The organism is Flavobacterium album, assembly GCF_003096035.1.
Lineage (GTDB): Bacteria > Bacteroidota > Bacteroidia > Flavobacteriales > Flavobacteriaceae > Flavobacterium > Flavobacterium album.
The window spans coordinates 1,358,372-1,383,611 of sequence record NZ_CP029186.1 but is presented as its reverse complement, the minus strand read 5'-3'; the positions used below and the strand labels follow the sequence as shown (position 1 = coordinate 1,383,611).

Sequence of the window (25,240 nt, the reverse complement as noted above, 5' to 3'; positions counted from 1 at the left end):
TTTAAGACCAGACGTACAATCTTGCAGTCCAAAAATCCAATATCTAATAATCCTTTAAAAAATTATTTCAAAAACTTCTTCTTATCCGCCAACGAAAACTCCTTTGATTTCTTAGGATATTTTGCATAGCTCTTGTCGCTTGGGTTCTCTATTATCGATTTAATCGATATTTTATCGCCAAGTTGGAATTTGGTTTCCACCTGGCGGTAATCCAGCAGGTATTCGCCGCAGAAGTAGTTGCCGGCTTCATCTTTTTCGATGATGCCTGTATAGATCGGTTTTTCGTCTTTTGCCATATTACTGATATTTTATTTCGCTGCCTATCTCTGCAAAAGAATCTTCGAGATGTTTAGCCGCATTATATTTCTTTACATCTACGACGTATGTGTGCGTAATGCTGTCGTGCCAGCCCCTGTCGCCTAAAAATGAAAACGCGTCAAAAGGTATCAGCCTGCATAACGTCCTTAGAGCGATAGTGCCCGCAGGCGGCTTCGAGCCATCTTCCATTACTACTTTCGTGCCTGTAATTAATTTGCCAATCGTGCGCTGCGTGGTCATTTCCATTAACAGATAGTACACAACCAAAAGGCCCCATTCGATAAGATATTCGCTCCAGGTGCCCGGGTTTTGTATCCATATATACAATCCGTCATATCCAACTGCTGTCAGCAAACCTGCTAGCATTCCAAAGGCGAATATCAGGACGAACCTGAAAATAAAATCAATAATAAGATTGGCAAGGCGCTGGCCTTTAGTGGCAAGCAGGTCGGTACGATAGTAAAGTGGGTCTTTCATGTGTTAAAAGTAAAAAAGAAGGAGCAAACTTAGCTGCTCCTTCCTAGTTTTTATTTGTGTTTATCAAATTATGATCCGCACATTTCGCAGTCTTCCGGGTCGGCGTTGCGCGAACGCTCCAGCATTGCCTGGAATTCGGTTACCGACATTGACGACTCGCCGTCAACTGCTATTGGTTCTGCAATAGCCATTGCTTTTGGTGCAGGTTCAGCTTTCTTGTCGTTGTTAAGCGTAAACTTGATGGCATCCACCGCACTTTTGGTCCTTAGGTAGTACATACCGGTCTTCAGGCCGCTCTGCCATGCGTAGAAGTGCATCGACGTAAGCTTGGCAAACGTAGCACCTTCCATGAACAGGTTAAGCGATTGGGACTGGTCGATGAAGTAGCCCCTTTGGCGCGACATATCGATGATGTCCTTCATGCTCATTTCCCACACGGTTTTGTACAGTTCTTTAATATCGGCAGGGATACCGTCAATATCCTGTATCGATCCGTTAGCCCTCATGATCTCCTGTTTCAGGTTTTCATTCCATAGGCCAAGGCATACCAGGTCTTCCAGCAGGTGCTTGTTCACCACGATAAATTCGCCCGAAAGCACCCTGCGTGTATATATGTTGGATGTATATGGCTCGAATGCTTCATTATTTCCGAGTATCTGCGATGTAGATGCGGTAGGCATTGGCGCCATAAGCAACGAGTTGCGCACACCGTGCTCCATAACTTCCTTGCGTAGCGAAGCCCAGTCCCAACGGCCGCTAAGGTCTTCGTCCTTAAGGCCCCAAAGGTTGTACTGGAATTCTCCCTGCGATATCGGCGAGCCTTCAAATGTTGAATAAGGCCCGTCTATTTTAGCCTCTTCCATAGAAGCGGTCACCGCAGCAAAATACATGGTCTCGAATATCTCCTGGTTCAGCTTTTTGGCTTCATCGCTGGTGAACGGAAGGCGCATCAGGATAAACGCATCGGCAAGCCCCTGCACACCCAATCCAACCGGACGGTGGCGCATATTAGAGTTCTCCGCCTCTTTAACAGGATAGAAATTCCTGTCGATCACTTTATTAAGGTTGCGGGTTACGCGTTTGGTTACATCATACAGGAACTGATGGTTGAATTTGCCATCTTCCACGAACATCGGCAACGACAGCGATGCAAGGTTACACACGGCAACTTCGTCAGCTGCAGTATATTCCATGATCTCGGTACAAAGGTTGGACGAACGGATAGTACCCAGGTTCTTCTGGTTCGATTTCCTGTTGGCCGCATCCTTGTACAACATGTATGGCGTTCCGGTCTCGATCTGCGATTCCAGTATCTTTTCCCAAAGGTCACGCGCCTTGATGGTCTTGCGGCCTTTTCCGGCAGCTTCATACGAATGGTACAGCGCCTCGAACTCCTCACCATATACATCATACAGTCCCGGGCATTCGTTAGGGCACATCAGCGTCCATTGCGCATCATCCTGCACGCGCTTCATAAACAGGTCAGACGTCCACATCGCATAGAATAAGTCGCGCGCACGCATCTCCTCTTTACCGTGGTTCTTTTTCAGGTCAAGGAAATCGAAGATATCGGCATGCCATGTCTCGATGTATACGGCAAAGCTTCCCTTGCGCTTGCCGCCGCCCTGGTCTACATAACGGGCAGTATCGTTAAAAACGCGGAGCATTGGCACAATACCGTTCGACGTACCATTCGTGCCACGGATGTACGAGCCTGTAGCCCTTACATTATGGATAGACAAGCCTATACCGCCTGCCGATTGCGAGATCATCGCAGTTTGCTTCAGCGTGTCGTAGATACCCTCGATACTGTCGTCTCTCATGGTAAGCAGGAAGCACGACGACATCTGCGCTTTTGGCGTACCGGAGTTGAACAGCGTAGGCGTAGCGTGGGTAAAATATTTTTTGGACATCAGCTCATAGGTCTCTATGGCCGACTGGATATCGTTCAGGTGGATACCTACGGAAACACGCATCAGCATGTGCTGCGGGCGCTCCACTATCTGTCCGTTTATTTTTAGCAGGTAGGAACGCTCCAGCGTCTTGAACCCGAAATAGTCGTAATTAAAATCCCTATTGTAGATAATGGTAGAGTCGAGTACCTCGGCATTGGCCATTATTGCTTCATATACCTCATCCGAAAGCAGCGGCGACTCCTGCCCTGTCCTCGGGTTCACGTAGTGGTACATATCATGCATCGTTTCGGAAAACGACTTCTTGGTATTCTTGTGCAGGTTGGATACCGCGATACGGGCCGCCAGCTGTGCATAGTCAGGGTGTGTAATTGTCATAGAAGCAGCTGTTTCTGCTGCAAGGTTGTCCAGTTCTGATGTAGTTACGCCATCGTATAAACCTTCAATAACACGCATTGCCACTTTAACGGGGTCTACCAGTTCATTCAGTTCATAGCATAATTTCCTTACCCTGTCGGTAATTTTATCAAACATTACCGGCTCTCTTTTTCCGTCTCTTTTTACTACATACATATGGCCAAAAATTTAAGTGGTTAGTAATCGGAACGCTAATAGCGAACCTTATAATCAGTTAGTAAGTTTTAATTAAAAATCGGCGTCGAAGCTGATCTTCTGCGAATCGCCTTCTTTATTAAGCACTCCTGCTTTCTGGTATTCGGACACCCTTTTCTCAAAGAAGTTGGTCTTGCCCTGCAGCGAGATCATATCCATGAAATCGAATGGGTTGCCCTGGTTGTACTGGCGCTCACAGCCCAGCTCCACCAACAGCCTGTCGGCCACGAATTCCAGGTATTGTATCATCAGGACAGAGTTCATCCCGATAAGGCTCACGGGGAGCGACTCGGTAATGAATTCACGCTCAATATCAAGCGCATCCATAATGATCTCTTTTATCCTTGACTTCGAAACTTTATTCACAAGGTGGTGGTTGTGCAGGTGTACCGCAAAATCACAATGCACACCTTCATCTCTCGATATCAATTCATTAGAAAAGGTAAGCCCCGGCATAAGCCCACGCTTTTTAAGCCAGAAAATAGCACAGAACGCGCCTGAAAAGAAGATACCTTCCACGGCCGCAAAAGCAATAAGCCTTTCGGCAAAAGAATCGGAACCTATCCACTTGATAGCCCAGTCGGCTTTTTTCTTAATTGCCGGAAATACTTCAAGGGCGTGGAACAGCCGGTCTTTTTCATTCTCATCCTTTACATAGGTATCTATAAGGAGCGAATAAGTCTCGCTGTGGATGTTTTCCATCATGATCTGGAAACCGTAGAAAAACTTGGCTTCCGGGTACTGCACCTCATTCACGAAATTCTCGGCAAGGTTCTCATTAACGATACCGTCGGATGCGGCAAAAAATGCCAGGATATGCTTTATGAAATATTTCTCATCCTCATTCAGCTTGGTGTTCCAGTCATTAAGGTCCTGGTGAAGGTCGATCTCCTCGGCAGTCCAGAAGCTGGCTTCCATTTTTTTGTACCATTCCCATATATCATGGTGCTTTATCGGAAAAATGACAAACCTGTTCTTATTTTCCTGTAATATGGGCTCAATTGCAGACATAATGCTTTGACTTTTATTGTATTGATATAGATGTTTTGTGTCTTACGAAGGGACTACAAAGATTGGCATTTGGATCAAAAAATGAAAGCCAAAGTTATTGACAATCGGGCATAGTTTTTAACAAGCCTTAACCAAACGTTAAAGATTTATTAAAACATATCTTTTTGGTTTTCAAACAATTACATTCTGTGAAGTTACGGAATTTTTCAGCGTGACAGGCAGTAAAACAAGGGCTTTAACACCTATTTCAGCGCCTACGCTGCGACGGGTTTTCCTTTAATTCAGCGGCCACTTTTTCGAGCTCAGTATACCAGTCGATACCAAAGCGGCGGATGAGCGCTTCCTTTACGAATTTGTAAACGGGAACTTCCAGTTCTTTGCCCAACGAGCATGCCGGGCTGCAGATGTCCCACCTGTCATAATTGACCGCAGCAAATTCGGTGAAGTCTTTCACGCGTATGGGGTACAGGTGGCAGGACACAGGCTTTTTCCAGTCGATGATGCCCTGGTTATAGGCCTGCTCGATACCACAAAGGGCTGTTTTGCCATCAAAAATAACATAGGCGCAGTCCTTATCATCTATAAGCGGCGTTTCGAGGTCGCCATCGGTACCTTTCACCCAGGTGCCCTGCGCTTCGATAGAGGCGATCCCTTCTTTACGGAGAAACGGTTTCACTTTCGGGTAAATAGCCTCCAGTATTTTGGTTTCCTCTTCCATTAATGGTGCGCCGGCATCGCCATCCACACAGCATCCGCCGTGGCATGCCGAGAGGTTGCACACAAATTCCTTTTCTAAAATATCCTCAGATACTATTGTTTTTCCCAGTTGAAACATGGGGCAAAGATAGGAATAAAAGGTTTAGCCACGAATTACACGAATTTTCACAAATTCAATAACTGTCTAAAATTTATTTAAGCACATAGAAACATAGTGTTTAAAGTTTTTCATTGATGGTGAATATAGTTGAACATAGTGAAGCGAAGCTTCAGCCTATTTGCAACTTAGGTACATCTCTATCCGCCATTTACAAGCTACGTGCCTCCCGCTATTGGCAGGACAAGTTATGTGGTAAAATTAATATCTACAAAATGTAGACAGCTAGTCACAGTTTTAAGGTGGTATGAAGATCGAAAAAGGCGAATTTGATTAATTAATGTAATTCGTATAAATTCGTGGCAAAAAAAACATATCGCCATGTAGCCAAACCCCTCCAAAAATTTAACGCCAAATTAGCACGCATCAGAAATTTATGCGGTACTTTTGCAGTCCGAAATTTGAGAAAATGGGATTCGACTGGAAGGAAATGTTTACCGTGACCATGGTGCTTTTTGCCGTGATCGATATTATAGGGAGCGTCCCTATAATCGTCGACCTGCGCTCAAAGCTCGGGCACATCCAGTCGGAAAAGGCTTCTATAGTGGCTATGGTCATTATGGTGGCGTTCCTGTTTGTCGGCGAGGAAATCCTGAAGCTCATCGGTATCGATGCCAACTCGTTTGCTGTGGCGGGTTCGTTCGTGCTGTTCTTTCTGGCACTCGAAATGATATTGGGCATACGGCTCCATAAGGAAGACAATCCGAGTACCGCCTCTATCGTGCCCATCGCCTTCCCCATAATCGCGGGCGCCGGTACCATGACCACGCTGCTTTCGCTCCGTGCCGAGTATGAGAAGATCAACATCATAGTTGCTATCGTAATCAACGTTATTTTGGTGTATGCGGTGCTCAAATCTTCGGCGAAGATCGAGAAACTTTTAGGGGATAACGGCCTGGGTGTGATACGTAAAGTGTTCGGCGTAGTGCTGTTGGCAATAGCTGTTAAATTATTCGCGGCTAATGTTAAACAATTATTCCTTTAATATTAATTTTTTTAATTTCACAGCGACCAAACCGACCGTATAAGGAGAAAACTATATGAAATTTTTTATTTACGCGCTGATAGCTATTGCTTTAGGCCTTATCATCTTTAACGCTACCCTGCTTGATTTTGAAAACCTGACAGAAGGGAACAGCCTTGTTGCCCTTATCGGGATTGTTGCATCATTATGTGCCGTATGCATACTTCTGATCTTCAGGCTGGCAAAGAACATCGAAGAGAAAACGAGAAACCATTAGTATGTTCGATGTCCTTATTATAGGAGGCGGTGTGTCGGGGGTATCCTGCGCACTGATATTAGGCTCCGCACATAAAAAACCCTATGCCGAAGGCAAAAGGGTGGGAATACTTACCCATCAAAAAGCATCGTCCCTCCAGGATGCGGTCTTTTGGAATGCCTATGGCGTACCACCCGGAAAATTAGGCTCAGCCCTGATGGAAGAAAGCCTTGAGCAACTGCATTCCGAATATCCCCATGTGGAGCAGATCCCCAACGAAAAAGTAATGTCCGTAGGAGGCAGCGCAGGGAATTTTACCGTTACCACCAACAAAAACATTTATCATACCAAAATAATAGTAGTAGCCATAGGCTCGGCCAATACCTTTATGATCGAAGGCCTGATGGACTATATTATTCCACACAAAAAAGCGATCCCCGAAAAGAACCGCATCCAGCTAAAGAACGACGACCACCTGGTTGCCGAAGGCATTTATGCTGCCGGGACACTCGCCGGGCACAGGAGCCAGCTATCTATCGCTGCAGGAAGCGGCGCAGCGGTTGCTACGGATATCCTGACGCTGTGGAATAATGGGACGCAGAGCCAGTCGCATGATAGTGTGAGGAAGTAGGGTTACCAAATTCTTTATCTATTTTCAAAAGCCTCCCGCAACAATACCCACGCCAGCAATATTCCGGGGATTATAAAAAATAATATAGGCAGCATCAATATAGCATAGAATTCGCGTTGATGCCCATTGATATAATCACATAGGTTACAGTTGCTGTACCAATAGCGACAAGAATACTGTTTACATATCGTAGTGTTTGTTTTGCGGCCTGATTGTTCGTGTTGACATAAGAGGTTAGGGTGGCAATAGTCACTACACAATAAGCTAACGCTACATAATCTTCGGGGTTCATTCCCTGATTATGCCCTGCAACCCCCACCATGAGTTGCGCTGCAAACATCATTATTATAAATAATACCAGGATTAGACGGTATAATATGGAACAAATTTTAGTGTATTCATATCTGGCATTTGATCATTATTACTGCAAATATGGCTGCCTTCATTTCGGCAAAAGCCCTGCTCCTGAGTGGGTGATTAAGCTTTCACCAAATCCAAATTCTTCCTAAAGCTCTATTGAGCGCCGATTAGATATCACATAGCAGTGAGTATTTCTCTAAAGCTATTGATGACTATTTCCTTGCTCACTATCTATTTTCCTCAAATCGCGCAACACTCCCCATACCGATATTCCACCAAGAAAGACAAATAGTAGGGCAGGCAATAAAAGCAAATATTCACTGTAAGTAATCGATTCGATCAAACTCCATAGACCAGTTATCGTCCATAATGAGCAAAGGGCAATATTGGTATACGCAAGCCATTTTACAGCGCGTTTATTTTTTGCCCTGGCGTACATTGTTAGCATAATAATCATCCCCAATAGAAAAAAGAGGAAGATGTAATCAGTCAACTCTGTCGATGATTGCCCGCCAAGTGCAGCAGCTAATATTGGTTCCGCAGCCATCGATATCAGGCAAAAAGACAGGATGAAACGGAATACTATTGAATTTAACTTAAAAATTTTCATATATTAAAATCGGTTGAAATTGGTGTCAGTTTTTACCAGAACACTTTACTTCCTTAATAAAAGACCATAGCAGCGCAAACCCAATAATTAAAACGAGCCCGAGAACTACGATCCAATCCGGCGTATCGTTGGAGCCATAAAACCAAACCGTTATTGATAGTAAGCATACTATAAAAATGTTGCAGATAGCAACCAATATGATATTCGCGATCCTTAGCTGCCGTTTTGTTTCATTATCCTTAGCTTTTGGATATGCTGCAAGTGTGGCAAAGGTGACCGGGGCAAACATGACAATAAACCAGTCGGACAGTCCCAGATTTTCTCCCGTTATTAAAAATACCAATAACGGAAGTGCGGCTATAGCCAATGCAAATCGGAATAATACGGAAGATACGTAGAATATAGTTGCTGATTTGAACATTGCAATTAATTGTTTAACTAAAACTAATTCTCCACAAAATCCAGATCCTTGCCAAAACTCTCCTTCAGCCTCCACAACGCAAACAGCGAAATGGCCGTAAGCAGCACCATGACGATATAGCCTGCGGAGATGATATCATACCGGCGTACCAGGAATTCGAACAGGAAGGTAACCGGTATTAGTGCGGCGCGTACAAAGTTGGGTGCGGTGGTGGTAGCTGTAGCCCGAAGGTTGGTACCAAACTGCTCCGAAGCTACCGTGATGAAGGATGCCCAATACCCTACCGAGAACCCCATCAGGAAGGCCAGCACTGCAAACCTTTCGGGCGTAATGCCATTGCTGCCCAGGTACAGGCATACCACGATAACCGACATGATATGGAACACCGCCAGCGACAGCCTGCGCGAACGGCTCCATTGCGCTATAAGCCCGGCGATCACCTCACCCAAGGATGTCCCGATATAGCAGAGCATGATACCCCGGCCTGCGCTCAGCGTTTCGGTAGCGCCCAGTGCCTTACCCAGCTCGGGAGCCTGCGTGATCAGGATGCCCACCACATACCATATCGGCAGCGAAATGCAGATGCAATAGATGTAGCGCATCGCCCTTTCGCGTGTGGCGAATAGCATAAAGAAGTTGCCTTTTACCACCTCCTCATTATGCGTTGCCTTTTTGAACATACCCGACTCCAGCATGCCCACACGGAGCAACAGTAACAGGAGACCCATGCCACCGCCGGTAAAATAGGCATTGCGCCAGCTGAAATATTCGGCTACAAAAAATGCCGCCGCCGCGCCCAGTACGCCAATGCCCGCCACGATCATGGTGCCGTAGCCCCGTTTCTCTTTGCTCATACTTTCACTCACCAGCGTTATACCGGCACCAAGCTCGCCCGCCAGGCCAATGCCCGCAATAAGCCTGATGATCGCGTAGGCATCCACATTATGAACAAAACCATTGGCGATATTCGCCACCGAATACAGCAGTATCGACCCGAACAGTACTTTAAGCCGCCCGTATTTGTCGCCCAGCGTCCCCCAGATGAAGCCGCCTATCAGCAGCCCGGCCATCTGCATGTTGATGATATACATACCCGATCCGCGTACCGCATCTTCCGCAATGCCGATGTCTTTCAGGCTCTGCGTGCGGACGATAGAGAAAATAACGAGGTCGTAAATATCAACAAAATAGCCAAGGGAAGCGATAATAAGTATTAATGCGATGTTCTTTTTCGAAGTATAGTTGGCAGCGTTCATAAAGATGGGTTAACCCGATAAATATACTTATTTTTTTAAAGCAGCAAACGTTTGCGTGTACAAGCCTCACCCCCTACCCCCTCTCCGAAGGAGACGGGGCAGCTACACTCTTGCCCTTAAGCATAACAACACCTATAATTAAGCAAGAGTAAGCACGTATCGCTCTCTTCTCCTTCGGAGAGGGGCCGGGGGTGAGGTCTAAAAACTTTTTCATTCCCACCGCAGGAATTTATTTCTTCTGTCGTCTAAGCTTATAACTAACCCTAATAATATGAAAATCAAATTTACCTTTTTCGCGCTTTTTTGCCTTATGCTTACTGCAGCACAGCCACAGATTGACAGCTGGATATTGAACCAGGGGCAGTATGCCAGCTATTGGCAAAACACCAACGGCAGCCCGAACAATCCGAGCTTTGTGTTTTACACTTCGACTACGCTTGCCGATGTCACGAAGGTGTGCTATAACGACACTTATTTTTGGGTAAAATCGGAGGGGATGACCACCGATATGGGGCAGTTCCTGAACCCGGGAGCGCCATCGGCCCAGAATTATACGTTTTCATTCCCGCGGAATCCAACCGTACCTGCAAGTAAAACCATATCCCCGAAACTGGGTGCTATCGGAATGTTGGTAAACGGGGTGCCTATCTACGGGCTTTCGAATGCGCATTATTACAACGGCAGCGGCAACAACGGTATGGGACAAGGCACCTGGAACGTGGAAGTATATAAAGCGGAAGGCTTTGTGCTCGATGCTACCCTTGGCGCACACCCGCAGCAACAGGGCGCTTACCACAGCCACGCCAAACCCTACAGGCTGTATGAGGCTACTGAAGCAACAGTACACTCGCCTATTGTTGGTTATGCTTTTGACGGCAACCCCGTATACGGCCCTTATGGCTACTCCAACCCGAACGATGCCACAAGCACCGTTACCCGGATGCTTACCGGCTATTCGCTGCGCAACATTACCACAAGGACTACCCTGCCGTATGGCGTGTCGCTTACGTCTGCCAACTATGGCCCGGCGGTAAACAGCACCTACCCTATCGGCACCTACATAGAAGATTACGAATGGCTGGAAAGCAACGGTGGTACACTTGATAAATACAATGGCCGTTTTTGCGTAACACCCGAATATCCTAATGGCACGTATGCCTACTTTGTAACGCTGGATGCTGCGGGTACGCCACAGTTCCCATATTATATAGGCATCGAATATTATGGCGCGCCGCAAACTGAAGACCTTCAGCAGCACCCGAACATCACGATCCCGGCAGATGCAGTTTGCCAATTGCCTTTGGGCATTGATGAAGCAGTACCAAATAAAAAAATGTCGGCTTATCCAAACCCTACTAATGGCAATTTTACGCTATCATTGCCAAACCTTTCGGGCGAATCACTGATCGAGATATTTACGGTGGACGGCAAAAAAGTGTTCTCGGCCACTACAACTGCTGTAGATACGCCTGTAACCCTTGCTGAAACCGGCAACACGGTACTCATGGTAAAAGTGACCAACAATGGCAACCAGTACGTTACAAAAATGATGATGCAATAATACAAAGCTCATGGGCAGCACCATAAAAAAACTGTGTCTTTGCACGGTTTTACTATTATTTTCTTTTGGGGTTTTCGCCCAGCATGGCCAATTGGTCCGGCTGGGCTTTCGCCCCTTATATGCTACTGAAACTTTACAGCCCGGAAAATACTATTACTCCGAGACACAAAAGGACAGCATTTCATTTTCAACTTTTAGAATGTATTTGTCCGGGCTTTGTTTTTACGATAAGGGGAAAAAAGTATATGAAGCGCCCAACAGCTATTATCTTCTCGACATCAATGACACCGCATCGCTGAACCGCCAACTAGAGATCCCCGAAGGCCTGACATACGATGAAATACGCTTCCTTTTCGGCATAGACGATACGACCAACAATGAAGGTATAGGCAGTGGCGACCTGGACCCCTCCAAAGGAATGTACTGGGCATGGCAGACGGGCTACATCAACATGAAGCTGGAAGGCGCTACAAAGTCGGGGAAGGAATTCCAGTTCCATCTTGGCGGGTTTTTAAAGCCCTATAGCTCTTTCCATGAACTGCGCTTTAAAACGGCAACGAGAGATTTGCTGGAGATAAACATTGATATAGAGAAATTTGTGAATAGCTTTTCGTTTAGAGATATTCCCATGATCATGTCGCCCGGCGAAAAGGCAGTACTACTATCGCAGAAAGCGGCGTTAATGTTCTCCCTGTTATGAGGCGCATTGGCATACTGTTCTTTGTAGCTGTAATTGCCTCCGCTTTCATGGCGCACTCCGGCAATGAGGTGTATTTTTCCATTCCTGCGTTTTGGCCTAAGCCGGAATATAATTTTTCTAAAAACCCGCTTTCGCAGGAAAAAGTACAGCTCGGCAGGGCGCTGTTTTACGACCCGCTGCTGTCTGCTGACAATACTATTTCGTGCGCGAGCTGCCATTCGCAATACAATGCCTTTGCCCACAGCGACCACAAGCTGAGCCATGGCATTGCAGACCAGATCGGCACCCGAAATGCACCCGCGCTGCAAAACCTTGCCTGGGGCAGCAGTTTTATGTGGGACGGGTCGGCTCACCACCTCGACGCACAGGCTTTGGCCCCGCTGACCAATCCTATCGAGATGAATGAAACATTGGCCCATGTTGTGGAAAAGCTCCAAAAATCGGGCAAATACCCTAAAGCGTTTTACGCGGCCTATGGCGACAGCATTGTTACCGGCCAGCGGACGTTGCAGGCGCTTTCGCAATTTATGGTGACGCTAGTTTCGTCCAATTCCAAATACGACAAGGTGATGCGGAAAGAAAAAGGTTTTGCCTTTAGCGAAAGCGAAAGTAAGGGCTACCTTTTGTTTAAAGAGAATTGTGCTTCCTGCCATAAAGAGCCTTTGTTTACCAACGGAAAGTTTGAGAATAACGGACTGCAACCCGATAGCCTTTTAAAGGATATTGGGCGAATGAAGATAACCGGCAGCCGGAAAGATTCTTTATTGTTCAAAGTGCCCAGCCTGCGTAATGTGGAAGTATCGTATCCTTATATGCACGATGGCAGGTTTGCCAATTTGCAGATGGTGCTGTTCCATTATACTAATGGCATTCACCAGTCTAAAACGCTTCCTAAGCAATTGCGTAAAAATATGGTTTTATCTGAAGATGATAAGCGCTGCCTTATCAGTTTTTTGAAAACACTGACGGATGAGGAATTTTTGCGGAAGAAAAATTATTCATATCCGAAGGAGTTTTTGTCGGGCAGGTAATTTACCACGAGGGGCAGGAAGATTTACGCAAGGTTCACAAAGCGTTGTGTAAAATGTTGCGGTTCTATATGCAGAACGTCCAATTTATTTACTTATAGCGTTTAAAACATATAGTCAAATCTATATAAAATGTCATTTTACAATTTGCAGGTTTTATTTTCACGCAAAGGCGCAAAGCCGCTAAGACTCATGCCGAATTTAGGGTGTAAAAGCCGCAAAGCATTGCGCAGCAAAGTTTAGAGCGCTCCGCTTTGCGTCTTCGCATCTTTGCGTGAAATAAAATTAATTCAACTATACATAAGTCAAAAGAGGGGTGTCCGTGTCATTCTGACGAAGGAAGAATCTCTTTACTATTGGATGATTTGAGATTCTTCACTCCGCAAGCTGCGTTCAGAATGACAGGACGTGCTACTTTCGTTTGCGAAATAAAATTCGAATAGGTGTTTAAAGCTTTACTATCCATAACGTAGCCATCCGAGTGAAGCTCGCGTGAGGGACAGAAGCGGCATCCCCGTAGCTCAGCGGAGGGATACAGCGGATGGCCCGACGCTGTAGCCTGCCTGCCGGCAGAGGCAGGCCTGTGGAAGCGGCACGCCCAAACAGTTTTCAGTATACAGAATAGTACGATTTATTTAAACCTACAAGGTAAAAAAACCTTGCAGGTTGAGAACGCAGCAATAGTTCTGTTGATTTCCTGCAAGGTCTCAAAGACCTTGTAGGTATAAATTTAAAAAACTTTCGGACTGTTTTATATTTGCAATTAATATTAGCCAAAAAAATAGGGGCTGCCTTCCGGCAACCCCTAAATCACAAAAACAATAAAAATTTATCAAAACACTTTAAACTGGTATACCGGCGATGCAGTGGTGTTGCCCGCACCATCGGTAGTGACCACTTTCCAATAATAAGTACCCCCCGAAGCCACAGCCACATTCGGCAGTGTTTCGGTTGTCACCGTCCCTGCAAGTGTGGCAGGGTTGGCGTTGGTATCCATATATACTTTATAATCAACAATGTCATTGTCAAGGTCGCTGCCGTCCCATTGAAGCGTGATCGTCGGCCCGTATATGGTAGAACTCATCGCCGGGGACACTGCATCGGCAGGGAATGGGGCATAATTAGTAACGCCATTGCCTGCGTTGTAAAACTTCCATACCGCGCTTGCTACAGTGGTCCCGCCTGCTTTATTGGTATTTACATACCACGAATAGGGCGTACCTTTGATAAGCGTAATCTCGAGCGATGTGTTAGCACCCGCGCTAAACTGCAATGTTGATTGCGTATCGAGGTTTTTTACATATACAAAATAGGTTTGCGCACCCGGCGCAGCAGCCCATTGAAAGTTCACCTTGCTTTGCGTTGCCGAAACTTCGGTGCCTGTGGTGCATTCCGAGTTATTTTCCGGAAAAGAGAGCACAGCTGCTTCGGTTCCTGTGCCCCCGCCATTACCGCCGTTGTCATCTTTGCTGCAACCCGCAAGGGCAAACAAAGACGCCGTAAATGCTATTAGTATCTTTTTCATTCTTTTACAATTTTAATATTATAGGCCTGTGTGCCCGATACTACCTTCATCATGTACATACCGGCTGCAAGCGCGCCTGTATCTACTGAGAATACCTTATCCTGCGTAACGTAAGTTCCAGCTATTACCCTGTTGCCAATAGTTGAGAAAACTTCTACATACACCTTCTCATTTTTAGCTTCAGGCAGCATCACATACACATTATTGCCGCTTACCGGATTAGGGTAGACACGAAGGTTATCTTCCATCGTGATGGTTTTCCTGTAAATGCCCTGGCAGTCTTTGTCGGTTTTCACCTCCAGTGTATTTTCACCGCCTTTAAGGTCGAGGGTTATGGCATTCGCCGAAGTTTCGTACAGCACACCATTCAGGTTGATGGAATAATGATTTCCACCGTCGAGTTCCAATTCTACTGTATAGTTTTCGGCAGCTACCCTTTGCAGCACAGCAAGGTCGCGGGGCTCTGTAACTACAATATCAAAACACTGGCGGTAAGCAGGTGCTTCGGGCAGTGTGATGCAAAGCTCATATTCCCCAGCCGAAAGGTTGCTTAAAGTTCCTGTAGTCGTAAAATTAACAGTCTGGCTGCCTGTTCCCGTAACCGTTGCCACATAGTTATGGTTGGCCGCCGCGGTTATGGCAATGCTTCCGTTATTCGAGGTACGGCAGCTTTCGCCGGTTACCTGTATGGCAAAGTTATTGCCCGGCAGGGTAAAGAGGGTACAACCGTTAAAGTCTACAACAGCGCCTGCCGGAGTATTTGGGCAGTTGTCGGCACTGTCTGCAACACCATCATTGTCGGAGTCCGGCGCCTGGTACGAGAATTTCACCCAGTTAAGGTTAAAGCCCGGTGCAGTGATTAGAAGCCTCAGGTAATACCGCCCGGCAGGAAGCACCGCATCTGTAGCAGTAGTCTGCCAGGTTTGCCATCCGCCTGTAGGGTTTAGTGTTACCGTCTGGATATCCTGTGTTGTGGCATTTATCAATTGCAGTTTTATACTTCCTGTCTGGTTAAGGCTTGCGCGCCTGTACTCTATCCTGTAGTTACCGGCCTGGTTGATGTTTACCAGGTAATCGAGATAATCTCCGGCATCGGTATAGCCTATATTTTGTCCGCCACCAGTATCAGAGGTATTTTCAAGTGTCAGCCCGTTGTTTACATAAAAGCTTTCTACCTGTATGGTACCGGATATCTGCTGAATGTTTCCTATGCGGTTTGCCACCGGCATATCTGTAAAAGCAGCCTGTACCGTTGCATCGGCAGCAATAAGGTTTGTCCCTGCATATGTAAGCGTTACTACATCTGACGGGTTTATTGCTACAGCAGGAGTAAGGATAAAGCTATTTGGCGCAGTGCCCATTGTAATATCTGTAACTGTAACTGCAGTACCATTCACTTTAAGCGTAAGGGCACTCGCAGAAAAATCGATGCCTGCCTGAAGCGGCTTATTAAAGACTGCTGTAACCTTGTCGCCAAGAATATTTGTGGCAGCATCAATAACCCTGAAAGCGGCCTGTACAGCGGGTACGGGGGTTTTAAGCTCAAAATAGTTCAGGTTTATACCGCCTGTATCAAAGTATACTTTCAGCTTATTTTCACCTGCCTTAAGTATCATATCATTAAATGTAACGGACGACCATGTGGTGTATCCCCCTGTTGAAGGCAGGTTTATCCTTTCGGATATCCTTCCGTTGGCATCCTCAAAGTGAAGCGCGCCACCTATGCCTGCATAACGTATTGTAACATCATAAGCAAGATCTGCAGGGGCATTCAGCGTGTAAACCATCCATTCGTTGGCTACTACAGAGCTTACATGGAAACCGTTGCCGGTATCATTGCTTTCCTCAATATCCACACCATCATTACGCATCGCCCAGCCTTTGTTCCATGCCTGGAATCCGCCTGAATCCGTCCTGTAATCGGCAACATCGGTATCGAAATAAGCATACTGGTAAGCGCCCAGATCGTATTCGGTAGCATAAACTTTGCCCGGAAGGTTGTGGGTTTTGTATTTAATGGTTTCGTTGCTCTGCACCTGGCGGAACATAGCATCGATCACATCCGGCTTGGTAACCGTATTTTGTATCTTATAGTTCTCGGCTATCTGCATCAGCGCATTGAAGGCAAAAGTCTCTGTTGGCGCTGTGCCTCCATTAGCCCAGTAATTAAGCAATTGCTGGTACTCCGGTGTTTTTGTAACTGCGGCGGGACCTGCAATGCTCCCTATCTTTTTGAGCGGCCACCATGACCAGCCAATGTTATTAGACTCGGCGAGCGATATAGCCTCTTTAAACCACACGTTAGAGTTTTCGCCGCTTTCGCCGAGCCATAACGGCACGTTGTATTGTGTCCTCAGGTTGAGAAGGCCCTGGATGGCTCCGGTGTTATTGGCGTTCCAGTATTTATGGAAGCTTAAGGCCATATTATCATCCCAAAGCGGGAACATACCATTGTAATTATTACCCCAGCAGTTACCTTCTATGATGATCATGTGATTGGTATCTACCGCACGGATGGCATTTGTAACCGCAACAGATAATGCCCTTAACGGTGCATTCGAGTTTTCGTCGCAGCCATTCTGGTTCGTGCCGGTAAATGCCCAGTTAGGCTCATTGATGATATCATAAGCACCTATCCACGGGCTATTCTTATAGCGGTCGGCCAGCTTTGCCCAAAGCGCTATCATCTTTTGCTTGTTGGCCTCGCTTTCCCAAAGGGATGGCTTGGTCGGATCGTAGTCGGATATATTGGCATCTTTCCCCTGGCCACCCGGTGTGGCGTGCATGTCGAGTATCAGGTACATCTGGTTATCGGCACACCACTGCAACAGCTGGTCGGTCCTGGTAAAGCCTTCGTCAAGCCAGGTATTCTGTCCCGGCACAGGCTCTGCCTCTATAGGCAATGTGTACAGGTTGTAATGCATCGGGAGGCGAACGGAGTTGAATCCCCATGCCTTCAGGGAATCGATATCCCTTTTGGTTATGCCGTTATCGCGGTACTTCTGGTAAAAGGTTTCGGTGTTGGCAGCCCCGATAAGCTGTGTTATCTTTTCGCGTATCTTATGCTGCGGACCGGCAAAGGCATCAGTCTGGAGCATGTAGCCTTCCTGTATCATCCAGCCCCCGAGGCCCATTCCGCGAAGGAGGACATTGTTTCCGTCTCCGTCTACAATGTTCTGCCCGTCGCGGTGCAGGTAACCCTGACCGAATGCTGAAAAGGAAATTACTAATAAAACAATATATTGTAATTTTTTCATTGGATGCAATTCGTTTAGTATATTAAAGTCTGTATAGCGTGTGCCGGGATTTCGGCAACCGTCTTGCTTGTGCCGATTATAAGGTTGTAGGTAATATTGTTATCGCTGCCATTCATAACTACCGTTACCATTTTGCCGTCCGGATTAAGAAACGATGTACTTAGCAACTGGCTCCTGCTCGCTACGGTACTTACCCTTTTTGCTTCTGGACGTACAAATTTTGAGAAGTGGCCTATGTAGTAGTAAGAGGGTGTATAAATAATCTCGCCTGTCGCCGTATCTACATGTACCGGCGCGAAGCAGAAGTTACCTACATGGTTGGGGCCGCCCTTTTCATCAAGAAGGATGTTCCAGTCCGTCCAGCCAACAGTTCCGTTATTAAAGTCGTTTATCATCTGTTCGCCGTAGCGTTCACCATTTGGCCAGTACTGAAAGCGTGTTGCATCAAATTTCTCCACGCAGCCCTCGGTAAAAATCAGTTTCTTGTCAGGATAAGCCTCAGCAACCTTTCGCACGTTATCAAACATCGGCTTGCCGCCTGCCCAGGTCTCATACCAGTGGAAGCCCATTCCCCATGCATACTTCGATGCTTCAGGATCGCCAAATATCACATTGGCCCTTTGATTCATGAGGTCCCTGTTGTGGTCCCAAACAATTATTTTCTTATCTCCAAGCTCTTTTCTTATGGTTGGCCCAAGATAATTCTTAAGGAAATCGCGTTCTTCTTCTGCGGTATAAATGCATGACTCCCATGTCTGGGTCGCCATCGGTTCGTTCTGTACACTAAGGCCCCATATCGGCATGCCTTCTTTTTCGTAGGCCTTTATGAATTTAACATAATAATCGGCCCAGGTCTGGTAGTACTCAGGGAGCAGCTTTCCGCCTTTAAGCATGTTTTTGTTATCTTTCATGAAAGCCGGCGGACTCCACGGGCTTACATAAAAAGTAACATCGCTGCCCGCAGTTTTAAGCGCCTGCTTTAATAGCGGTATGCGGTATTTTTTATCATGGTCTATACTGAAGGATTTCAGGCTTTTGTCCCCTTCTTTGATATAGGTATAGCTGCCACTGGCAAAATCAGAGCTGTGTATCGTTGTCCTTATCAGGGAATAATCGATACCGTCTTTGCTATAATAAGCATTCAATAATTCTTTTTGCTTAGCCGGGGACAATTTGGCAAATACCTCTGCGCTGGCATCGGTTATCGCGCCGCCAATCCCTAAAATGGTCTGGAAGGTTTTTTGGGGCTCTACAAATACAGAAAACTCTGTTTCCAGCGGCTGTTTCGATTCGGAGAAGGTAAGCTCACCTGTCCGGGAAAGGCGCAGCTGCGAATTATCTGCCGTGGTGTACACCTGCACTTTGCTCCCGATAGCGGGATAAGCCTTCCCTGCATCCCTGCCCTGTTGTGCCCACGCCGAAAGCGACAGCAGCGACAACAAGCCCATGCCTAAAAATTTATTTTTCATCTAAGTTGGTAATTGTGCAGCACGAATTATCGATGATAAAGGCTGCTATTATTATGGAGATATTAAAAAAATAGCCTGTTTTCCTTTTACAGAGCACAGGCTATTTGTAACTAACCCAAAAACTTTTTATGGTAATTTACGCATCGAAATATCTGAAACAGTAATGCCTGTAACACCATTGTTAGAACCTGTGCCTGCCTTGAAGGCAATATAGGCAGTTCCCGGCTGCGTGAAGGTAACATTTGTACCTGTGCCCTGGCATCCAACGGCCGAAAGCATCCCGTTAAATGGTGCAATACCGCAACCTGCCCATGTATTAAGGCCAAGCATCGTAGTAGCATCGCTACCGTAATCTGAACCATTAACTGGCTGCGTTGCGCCTACAAACACCTGGAACCATGTCTGGTCCATGCCACCCGGGCCCTGAACATGCATATCAACACGGTAAGTACCTGCTTCTACCTGTACAGCCTGGTAAAGACCCTGGCCCGACCATGCGTTGGCTACACCTCCGGAAGCAGTAGCGCTTCCGTTATTGAAAGCCCATGTCACAGTTTGCGAACCGCTTGTATTAAATACATGCCAGTCGGCAGCATTTTCGAAATTAGGGCTTGAAACAATGTTTTCGCCTAATAAAAGGTTGGTAACTACAAAAGTCTGCTCCGAAACAAAATTTGTCCCTCCTGTACGGCCAACAACCCTGTGCTGCACTGTATACGTGCCCGGAAAAACAAACGTCATACTTTTTGTATTTCCGTATTCTTTTACTTCAGCAAGATTTCCTACAGGAAAAGTACCCGTATAGGTATATTTCCACGTATGGTACTGAATGTTAGCATCATTTGAGGCATTGAAGGTATAATTGTTACCATCTGTAGTAGCAGCTGTAAAAGCCGCATCCATATCTACCATTGTCAATGGATTACCGTTGGTCACCTCGTCCGGCTGGCACCCTGTAAGCAATCCCAGTGCTGCAATTGCTGCTGCAAAAAAGCTGTTCCTTAAATTTATATTTAGTTTCATAGAAAATTTTTAATATTAATAGTTTGGATCCTGCACAATTTGTGTGTTCTCAGTTTCACGAATCGGTATCGGCCAAAACTCGTGCTTGCCGGCTATGAATCCGCGCGAAGCAAGAACAGTAGCTGCCCTGCCTGTGCGTACAAGATCCCTCCAGCGGTGCCCTTCGCCAGCCAGCTCCAGCCTGCGCTCTTTCATGATGTTGTCAAGTGATACCGGGATAGAAGCAAGGCCTACCCTTGCACGAACGGCATCAAGCAATGCCTGCGCCCTTGCTCCGGTTCCGCCCAAAGCCTCAGCTTCAAGAAGGTACGTATCTGCAAGACGGATAGTGTAGGTATTCTGCCTGTAGTTCAAGACCACATCGCCACCACCTGTAGTGATATCGGCATGCGTAGGCATGAATTTTTTAAGGAAATATCCTGTATCCTGGTAGCCCGGCACATACGATGCCTGGCCTGCTGCAACAAGAGCATTCATATCAAGAAGCGTTGCATCAAAACGCGGGTCACCCTGCATAGCGTTAACAAGGTCAAGGGTCGCAGGGTTAAAGCTCCATCCTGTTTCATAAGCAGGCGCTCCCGATGAGCTGTAGCCACGCGGGCCAACCATTACGTTAAGCGTATTTCCTTCATCTGAACCTGAACCCCAGTTACCCCATCCGGCATTACTCTGGCTGGTATGTGCTGCTTCAAGAATAGATTCGCTATTGAATTTGTTATCAATCGCCCACAGGTCGGCATAGTTAGCCAAAAGTTTGTATCCGTACTGGCTTGTACCGCCCGGTGTACCATTCACCTCGGCAAACTGCGCTGCAGCTTCCGGTTTTTTATCCTGGTACAGGTATACTTTACCAAGTATTGCCTGTCCCGCACCTTTAGAGATACGGCCTGCTTCTGTAGCGATATCAAGCATTGGCGGCAGGTCCGGTATTGCTTCCGTAAGGTCTGTTTCTATCTGGGCATATACATCTGCACGCGATGCTGCCTGAGGGAAGCTATACCACTGGTCCTGCGAAAGCGGGGTAGTAGTAAGCGGGATATTCCTGAACTGTGTGATCAGCTGGAAATAATAATACGCACGCAATGCCTTAGTTTCAGCAGTAAACCTCGCCTTTTTAGCGGCATCCATATTGATTCCAGGTAATTTCTGCAAAAGCACGTTAGCCCTGAAGATACCCTGGTAGTAATCGCTCCAGAAGCTGCCGGGAATAGTAGCCTGGCTGATGCTGTAATTAGAGAACGACTGTATACCTATACCATCGGAAGCATTACCGCCACCGGCATAAAAATCGTCAGAACCTGCATTAAGCATAGCGATCATATTTTCAAAACCGCCCGATTCTTTTTTCATAATATCATATACTGCTATAAGTGCATGATATGCATCATCTTCTGTCTGGTAATAATTGCCTTCGGATACAGCGCCTTTAAAATCCGTATTCAAAAAATCATCACTGCAGGAAACAACAGTTAAAGCTCCGGCCATTAAAAGTACCGACCATTTTAGATTTTTAAATTTCATTTTCATTTTTTTTAAAGTGATAAATTACATCCTATCATGAATGACCTTGCCTGTGGATAGTAGCCACGGTCAATTCCCATAACATCTCCCCCGATTTCCGGGTCAAATCCGGTGTATTTAGTAAAGGTAAATAAATTCTCAGCTGTTACATATATCCTTGCTTTTGAAAGTGTTTTGCCTATTACGCTTTCAGGAAGCGAATACCCGAACTGTACAAGCTTGATCCTGAAATAATCGCCATCCTGCAACTGGAAGTTTGAAGGCCTGCTGAAGTTTCCGTTAGGGTCTAATGTAGAAAGCCTTGGATAGCTGTTTGATGTACCTTCGCCTGTCCAGCGATTAAGGGCATTAGTCTGCCAGTTGGCATTGATCATATCAAGCCTGCGTACACCCTGGAATATCTGGTTTCCTGCAACACCCTGGCCCATCATCATAAGGTCGAATCCTTTATATGCCAGGTTGATCGTAAGGCCATAAGTAATATCCGGAAGCGGGCTTCCCAGGTATTTCCTGTCTTTGTCAGTAATTACACCATCGCCATCCAAATCTTTGTAACGGAAATCGCCCGGTACTACAGTGATGTCAGCAGGTTTAGCCGCTGCATCGATCTCAGCCTGGTTTTGGAAGATACCATCGGTAACAAAACCGTAGAAAGCATTATAAGAACCACCTACTTCACTACGTGTAAGCGGGAATTGTGATGACTGGATAGAAGGGCCTGAGTTAAACGTCCTGTCTTTACCAACGTTTGTAACTGTATTTTTAAGCGTAGAAAGGTTTCCGTTGAATGAAATATCAAAATCACCTATTTTTTTACGGTAGCCAAGCTCAAATTCTACACCTGTATTTTTCATTTCGCCAACATTTCCGTAAGGAGGGTTTGATGCCCCTACATAGCCCGGAAGCCTTACGTCCTGAAGGATACCTGTAGTTTTCTTTTTGTACCATTCAACGGTAAGCGTGAAGTCTTTAAGGAATACTGCATCAAAACCGATGTTGGTCTGTGTAGTTTCTTCCCATGCAAGGTCAGGGTTTGAAGGCCTGGCCTGTGAATTACCTACTACAACAGCGCCTCCGCTGCCTACAGTATAGTTATTACCTCCCTGAATAAGCGAAAGGAATCCATTGTTACCAATATTGTCGTTACCTGTTACACCCCATCCACCTTTCAGTTTCAATGTATTCAGAATGTCATTCTGTTTCCAGAAATCTTCCTTGGTAGGTACCCATCCCAAAGAGAACGAAGGGAAGTTACCATATTTATTGTTGGAACCGAAATGTGAAGAACCGTCACGACGAACAATACCTGTAAAGATATATTTTTCTTTATAGTCATAATTTACCCTCGCAAACAACGAAGAAACTGTATGCTCCTGGTTAGTGTACGCTGAGCCCTGTATGTCGGCAGCAACAGTTGGCCACGAGAAAGACGCATCCTGCCACCTGTTCGTTGGCTGGTTAAAATATCTTACTGTACTACCGCTTCCAATATCGTCAACATAAGCACCCTGGCCTAATAGTACAGTGAAGTTATGATCGGCGATTATTTTACTGTAGGAAACTGTATTTTCAAAAGTCCACCTCATGTTTTTATTGGTAGCCCTGAACAAGTTGTTCCTTGAAGTATTGCTGTTTGGCCCAAGGTATGATTGCGGCGTGAAGCTCTCATTTCCCCAGTATGCCATTTTTCCACCGATAGTTGATTTGAATGTCAACCCTTCAATTGGGGTAATTGCAACATATGCGTTACCTACAAAGTTATCAGACCAGTCATAGTTACCCCTGCGCGTAGCAATGTAAGCTAACGGGTTGGTCATTTCCTGCTGAACCGAATTCGATATACCGTAGTAGTTGCCGTTAGCATCTTTCAAAGCATTTACCTGTGCATAATCTGACGGGTTTGGCGTTGTTGAAGGATCGGTAACGATGGCAGGTGTAGTAGGGTCAAGGTTGATTGCCGAAGCAAGTGGCCCGCCATATTCGCCATTTGTATTTCCTACCGGGAGTGTTTTTTCTTTAGAGTAGGCAAATGTCTGCCCTACTTTAAGCCAGTTTGTTACTTTATGGTCAGAATTCAGCCTTATATTCTTACGGGTATACTGTGATATCTCGCTTGTAACGATACCTTCCTGGTCGGTAAGGCCGAATGACATATAGAAATTCGATTTATCGTTACCGCCGCTAATGCTAAGTTCGTGTTGAGAACGTGCAGCGTGGTCATTGAAGATCTGATCCTGCCAGTTAGTTCCGGCACCAAGGCTCGCTGCATTTGGATAAGGCAGCTGGAATGTTCCGCCCTGGAAACCATTAGCATACTGCTCATTCCTAAGTGTTGCATACTGCTGTGCATTTAGCAGGTCCAGTTTTCTTGCCGGGGCAGAAAATCCTGCAAAACCGTTGTAGTTAACCGATAGCTTTCCTGCTTTTCCTTTTTTAGTAGTGATGAGGATAACCCCTGTAGCAGCCCTTGTACCATAAATTGCTGATGAAGCCGCATCTTTAAGTACCTCGATGGACTCAATATCGGCCTGGTTGATAAAGCCTAATCCGCCATTATCCATGATGATACCGTCTACAACCCATAGAGGGTCGTTAGCTTCCGCCCTGAAGGAAGCTACCCCCTTACGCGTACAGTAGAAGAAGATCCGGGCTGTCCCGCATTTGCGAAGATAGTTACACCCGAAGTACGTCCCTGCAGCGACTGCTCAATCCTTGTAAGAGGAAGGTTTTCAAGCTGTTTGGCCGTTACCTGTGATATTGCGCCGGTTACCACGCTTTTCTTTTGCGTACCGTAACCTACCACAACCACTTCTTCAAGCTGCTCCGCTCCTGGAACCAGAGAAATATTGATTGTAGTCTGGCCATTTACAAGTATTTCCTGGGCCGTGTACCCAATGTATGATACCTGTAAAACTGCCGTTGGGCCGACATTGATGGTAAATTTACCGTCAATATCTGTAGATGTGCCATTTTGAGTGCCTTTCTCCATCACTGTGGCACCGGGAACCGGCATACCCGCTTCATCTGTTATAGTACCCGTTACCTGCGTAACATCCTGCGCCCACGCGGAGAGGGTGCATAACAAACAGACAAAATAAAAAAATCGTAATTTTAATAATTTCATACTCGTTAAAATTTGGGTGGGTTAATTGTTGATTACACGCAATATTAAATAAATTTTTATTGTTTTAGCAATCAAATATCTTACAAAAACCCATCAATCTGAAAATTAAACTATACTAAAACCCATCATTAAATTTTTAAAAAACTGATATTCAGAAGTATAATTTCTATTATTTATGTTATCCATATGTTAACATTTTAAAATTAACCCTACAAAGACCGGTTTTTATTACAACGTAATAGTTAATGACCTATAAGCCACTTTTTAACAAATTTTAGACAATAATGTAGTGTTGTATAGGTGGAAAATTATATTTTTCATAAAAATAC

General features: G+C 45.8%; 22 protein-coding genes. 7 read left to right on the top strand and 15 right to left on the bottom strand.

The window, feature by feature from the left end:
* Positions 1–62: 62 nt before the first annotated feature.
* The 5 genes from HYN59_RS05985 to HYN59_RS05965 form a co-directional block, all read right to left on the bottom strand.
* Complete coding sequence (locus HYN59_RS05985; protein ID WP_108777403.1) at positions 63–296, bottom strand: hypothetical protein; 234 nt, start codon at positions 294–296, stop codon at positions 63–65.
* A gap of 1 nt (position 297) precedes the next feature.
* Positions 298–795, bottom strand: coding sequence for an RDD family protein (locus tag HYN59_RS05980; protein ID WP_108777402.1), 498 nt, complete (start codon positions 793–795; stop codon positions 298–300).
* Positions 796–863: 68 nt separating this feature from the next.
* Positions 864–3,281 (bottom strand): ribonucleoside-diphosphate reductase subunit alpha, encoded by a 2,418-nt coding sequence (locus HYN59_RS05975; protein WP_108777401.1) that lies wholly within the window; start codon positions 3,279–3,281, stop codon positions 864–866.
* A gap of 72 nt (positions 3,282–3,353) precedes the next feature.
* A complete protein-coding gene (locus HYN59_RS05970; protein ID WP_108777400.1) occupies positions 3,354–4,331 on the bottom strand; it encodes a ribonucleotide-diphosphate reductase subunit beta in 978 nt (325 codons plus the stop codon).
* A 247-nt stretch (positions 4,332–4,578) separates the two neighbouring features.
* A complete protein-coding gene (locus tag HYN59_RS05965) occupies positions 4,579–5,166 on the bottom strand; it encodes a DUF3109 family protein (RefSeq protein ID WP_108777399.1) in 588 nt (195 codons plus the stop codon).
* 448 nt (positions 5,167–5,614) lie between these two features.
* On the opposite strand from HYN59_RS05965, the gene HYN59_RS05960 reads away from it, so the two are divergent.
* From HYN59_RS05960 to HYN59_RS05950, 3 genes are read left to right on the top strand one after another with little or no spacing between them, the layout of a single operon-like run.
* Positions 5,615–6,190 carry a MarC family protein gene (locus HYN59_RS05960; protein WP_108777398.1) on the top strand — a complete coding sequence of 192 codons (576 nt, stop codon included), beginning with the start codon at positions 5,615–5,617 and terminating at the stop codon, positions 6,188–6,190.
* A 55-nt stretch (positions 6,191–6,245) separates the two neighbouring features.
* Positions 6,246–6,446, top strand: coding sequence for a hypothetical protein (locus tag HYN59_RS05955; protein ID WP_108777397.1), 201 nt, complete (start codon positions 6,246–6,248; stop codon positions 6,444–6,446).
* A gap of 1 nt (position 6,447) precedes the next feature.
* Positions 6,448–7,056 carry an FAD-dependent oxidoreductase gene (locus tag HYN59_RS05950; protein WP_108777396.1) on the top strand — a complete coding sequence of 203 codons (609 nt, stop codon included), beginning with the start codon at positions 6,448–6,450 and terminating at the stop codon, positions 7,054–7,056.
* A gap of 94 nt (positions 7,057–7,150) precedes the next feature.
* On the opposite strand, the gene HYN59_RS05945 is transcribed toward HYN59_RS05950, so the two are convergent.
* A complete protein-coding gene (locus HYN59_RS05945; protein ID WP_146185872.1) occupies positions 7,151–7,348 on the bottom strand; it encodes a hypothetical protein in 198 nt (65 codons plus the stop codon).
* A gap of 270 nt (positions 7,349–7,618) precedes the next feature.
* Positions 7,619–8,026, bottom strand: coding sequence for a hypothetical protein (locus HYN59_RS05940; RefSeq protein WP_146185871.1), 408 nt, complete (start codon positions 8,024–8,026; stop codon positions 7,619–7,621).
* 176 nt (positions 8,027–8,202) lie between these two features.
* Here HYN59_RS05940 and HYN59_RS17945 point away from each other — a divergent pair, with 176 nt between their 5' ends.
* Positions 8,203–8,424, top strand: coding sequence for a hypothetical protein (locus HYN59_RS17945; protein WP_146185870.1), 222 nt, complete (start codon positions 8,203–8,205; stop codon positions 8,422–8,424).
* Positions 8,425–8,470: 46 nt separating this feature from the next.
* Here HYN59_RS17945 and HYN59_RS05930 read toward each other — a convergent pair whose 3' ends face one another.
* Positions 8,471–9,703, bottom strand: a complete 1,233-nt coding sequence (locus HYN59_RS05930; protein WP_108777392.1) for an MFS transporter — start codon at positions 9,701–9,703, stop codon at positions 8,471–8,473.
* 271 nt (positions 9,704–9,974) lie between these two features.
* Between HYN59_RS05930 and HYN59_RS05925 the strand changes: the two genes are divergently transcribed.
* From HYN59_RS05925 to HYN59_RS05915, 3 genes are read left to right on the top strand one after another with little or no spacing between them, the layout of a single operon-like run.
* Positions 9,975–11,264 carry a YHYH protein gene (locus HYN59_RS05925; RefSeq protein ID WP_108777391.1) on the top strand — a complete coding sequence of 430 codons (1,290 nt, stop codon included), beginning with the start codon at positions 9,975–9,977 and terminating at the stop codon, positions 11,262–11,264.
* Positions 11,265–11,274: 10 nt separating this feature from the next.
* Positions 11,275–11,964 carry an MbnP family protein gene (locus tag HYN59_RS05920; protein WP_342748349.1) on the top strand — a complete coding sequence of 230 codons (690 nt, stop codon included), beginning with the start codon at positions 11,275–11,277 and terminating at the stop codon, positions 11,962–11,964.
* Positions 11,961–12,995, top strand: a complete 1,035-nt coding sequence (locus HYN59_RS05915; protein WP_108777389.1) for a cytochrome-c peroxidase — start codon at positions 11,961–11,963, stop codon at positions 12,993–12,995. Before HYN59_RS05920 ends, HYN59_RS05915 begins: the two co-directional genes overlap by 4 nt.
* 829 nt (positions 12,996–13,824) lie before the next feature.
* On the opposite strand, the gene HYN59_RS05910 is transcribed toward HYN59_RS05915, so the two are convergent.
* The 7 genes from HYN59_RS05910 to HYN59_RS18330 all read right to left on the bottom strand — a co-directional run bounded on the left by HYN59_RS05910 (position 13,825) and on the right by HYN59_RS18330 (position 24,911).
* Positions 13,825–14,517, bottom strand: coding sequence for a membrane lipoprotein lipid attachment site-containing protein (locus HYN59_RS05910; RefSeq protein WP_108777388.1), 693 nt, complete (start codon positions 14,515–14,517; stop codon positions 13,825–13,827).
* On the bottom strand, positions 14,514–17,774 hold the full coding sequence (locus HYN59_RS05905; protein WP_108777387.1) for a carbohydrate-binding protein: 3,261 nt from the start codon (positions 17,772–17,774) through the stop codon (positions 14,514–14,516). Before HYN59_RS05905 ends, HYN59_RS05910 begins: the two co-directional genes overlap by 4 nt.
* A gap of 14 nt (positions 17,775–17,788) precedes the next feature.
* Positions 17,789–19,243 (bottom strand): glycoside hydrolase family 30 protein, encoded by a 1,455-nt coding sequence (locus HYN59_RS05900; RefSeq protein WP_108777386.1) that lies wholly within the window; start codon positions 19,241–19,243, stop codon positions 17,789–17,791.
* Positions 19,244–19,369: 126 nt separating this feature from the next.
* Entirely contained in the window at positions 19,370–20,266 is an 897-nt protein-coding gene (locus HYN59_RS05895; protein WP_108777385.1) for a hypothetical protein, read from the bottom strand.
* A gap of 15 nt (positions 20,267–20,281) precedes the next feature.
* Complete coding sequence (locus tag HYN59_RS05890) at positions 20,282–21,787, bottom strand: RagB/SusD family nutrient uptake outer membrane protein (RefSeq protein WP_108779652.1); 1,506 nt, start codon at positions 21,785–21,787, stop codon at positions 20,282–20,284.
* A gap of 11 nt (positions 21,788–21,798) precedes the next feature.
* Positions 21,799–24,348, bottom strand: coding sequence for a SusC/RagA family TonB-linked outer membrane protein (locus tag HYN59_RS05885; protein ID WP_281261175.1), 2,550 nt, complete (start codon positions 24,346–24,348; stop codon positions 21,799–21,801).
* Positions 24,349–24,401: 53 nt separating this feature from the next.
* On the bottom strand, positions 24,402–24,911 hold the full coding sequence (locus HYN59_RS18330; RefSeq protein ID WP_281261174.1) for a carboxypeptidase-like regulatory domain-containing protein: 510 nt from the start codon (positions 24,909–24,911) through the stop codon (positions 24,402–24,404).
* Positions 24,912–25,240: the final 329 nt, after the last annotated feature.

What these genes read in the sequence shown, in the direction of transcription:
- HYN59_RS05985 (WP_108777403.1), bottom strand. Translation starts at nt 296, where the DNA reads ATGGCAAAAGACGAAAAACCGATCTATACAGGCATCATCGAAAAAGAT.
- HYN59_RS05980 (WP_108777402.1), bottom strand. Translation starts at nt 795, where the DNA reads ATGAAAGACCCACTTTACTATCGTACCGACCTGCTTGCCACTAAAGGC.
- HYN59_RS05975 (WP_108777401.1), bottom strand. Translation starts at nt 3,281, where the DNA reads ATGTATGTAGTAAAAAGAGACGGAAAAAGAGAGCCGGTAATGTTTGAT.
- HYN59_RS05970 (WP_108777400.1), bottom strand. Translation starts at nt 4,331, where the DNA reads ATGTCTGCAATTGAGCCCATATTACAGGAAAATAAGAACAGGTTTGTC.
- HYN59_RS05965 (WP_108777399.1), bottom strand. Translation starts at nt 5,166, where the DNA reads ATGTTTCAACTGGGAAAAACAATAGTATCTGAGGATATTTTAGAAAAG.
- HYN59_RS05960 (WP_108777398.1), top strand. Translation starts at nt 5,615, where the DNA reads ATGGGATTCGACTGGAAGGAAATGTTTACCGTGACCATGGTGCTTTTT.
- HYN59_RS05955 (WP_108777397.1), top strand. Translation starts at nt 6,246, where the DNA reads ATGAAATTTTTTATTTACGCGCTGATAGCTATTGCTTTAGGCCTTATC.
- HYN59_RS05950 (WP_108777396.1), top strand. Translation starts at nt 6,448, where the DNA reads ATGTTCGATGTCCTTATTATAGGAGGCGGTGTGTCGGGGGTATCCTGC.
- HYN59_RS05945 (WP_146185872.1), bottom strand. Translation starts at nt 7,348, where the DNA reads ATGAACCCCGAAGATTATGTAGCGTTAGCTTATTGTGTAGTGACTATT.
- HYN59_RS05940 (WP_146185871.1), bottom strand. Translation starts at nt 8,026, where the DNA reads ATGAAAATTTTTAAGTTAAATTCAATAGTATTCCGTTTCATCCTGTCT.
- HYN59_RS17945 (WP_146185870.1), top strand. Translation starts at nt 8,203, where the DNA reads ATGTTGCAGATAGCAACCAATATGATATTCGCGATCCTTAGCTGCCGT.
- HYN59_RS05930 (WP_108777392.1), bottom strand. Translation starts at nt 9,703, where the DNA reads ATGAACGCTGCCAACTATACTTCGAAAAAGAACATCGCATTAATACTT.
- HYN59_RS05925 (WP_108777391.1), top strand. Translation starts at nt 9,975, where the DNA reads ATGAAAATCAAATTTACCTTTTTCGCGCTTTTTTGCCTTATGCTTACT.
- HYN59_RS05920 (WP_342748349.1), top strand. Translation starts at nt 11,275, where the DNA reads ATGGGCAGCACCATAAAAAAACTGTGTCTTTGCACGGTTTTACTATTA.
- HYN59_RS05915 (WP_108777389.1), top strand. Translation starts at nt 11,961, where the DNA reads ATGAGGCGCATTGGCATACTGTTCTTTGTAGCTGTAATTGCCTCCGCT.
- HYN59_RS05910 (WP_108777388.1), bottom strand. Translation starts at nt 14,517, where the DNA reads ATGAAAAAGATACTAATAGCATTTACGGCGTCTTTGTTTGCCCTTGCG.
- HYN59_RS05905 (WP_108777387.1), bottom strand. Translation starts at nt 17,774, where the DNA reads ATGAAAAAATTACAATATATTGTTTTATTAGTAATTTCCTTTTCAGCA.
- HYN59_RS05900 (WP_108777386.1), bottom strand. Translation starts at nt 19,243, where the DNA reads ATGAAAAATAAATTTTTAGGCATGGGCTTGTTGTCGCTGCTGTCGCTT.
- HYN59_RS05895 (WP_108777385.1), bottom strand. Translation starts at nt 20,266, where the DNA reads ATGAAACTAAATATAAATTTAAGGAACAGCTTTTTTGCAGCAGCAATT.
- HYN59_RS05890 (WP_108779652.1), bottom strand. Translation starts at nt 21,787, where the DNA reads ATGAAATTTAAAAATCTAAAATGGTCGGTACTTTTAATGGCCGGAGCT.
- HYN59_RS05885 (WP_281261175.1), bottom strand. Translation starts at nt 24,348, where the DNA reads ATGGATAATGGCGGATTAGGCTTTATCAACCAGGCCGATATTGAGTCC.
- HYN59_RS18330 (WP_281261174.1), bottom strand. Translation starts at nt 24,911, where the DNA reads ATGAAATTATTAAAATTACGATTTTTTTATTTTGTCTGTTTGTTATGC.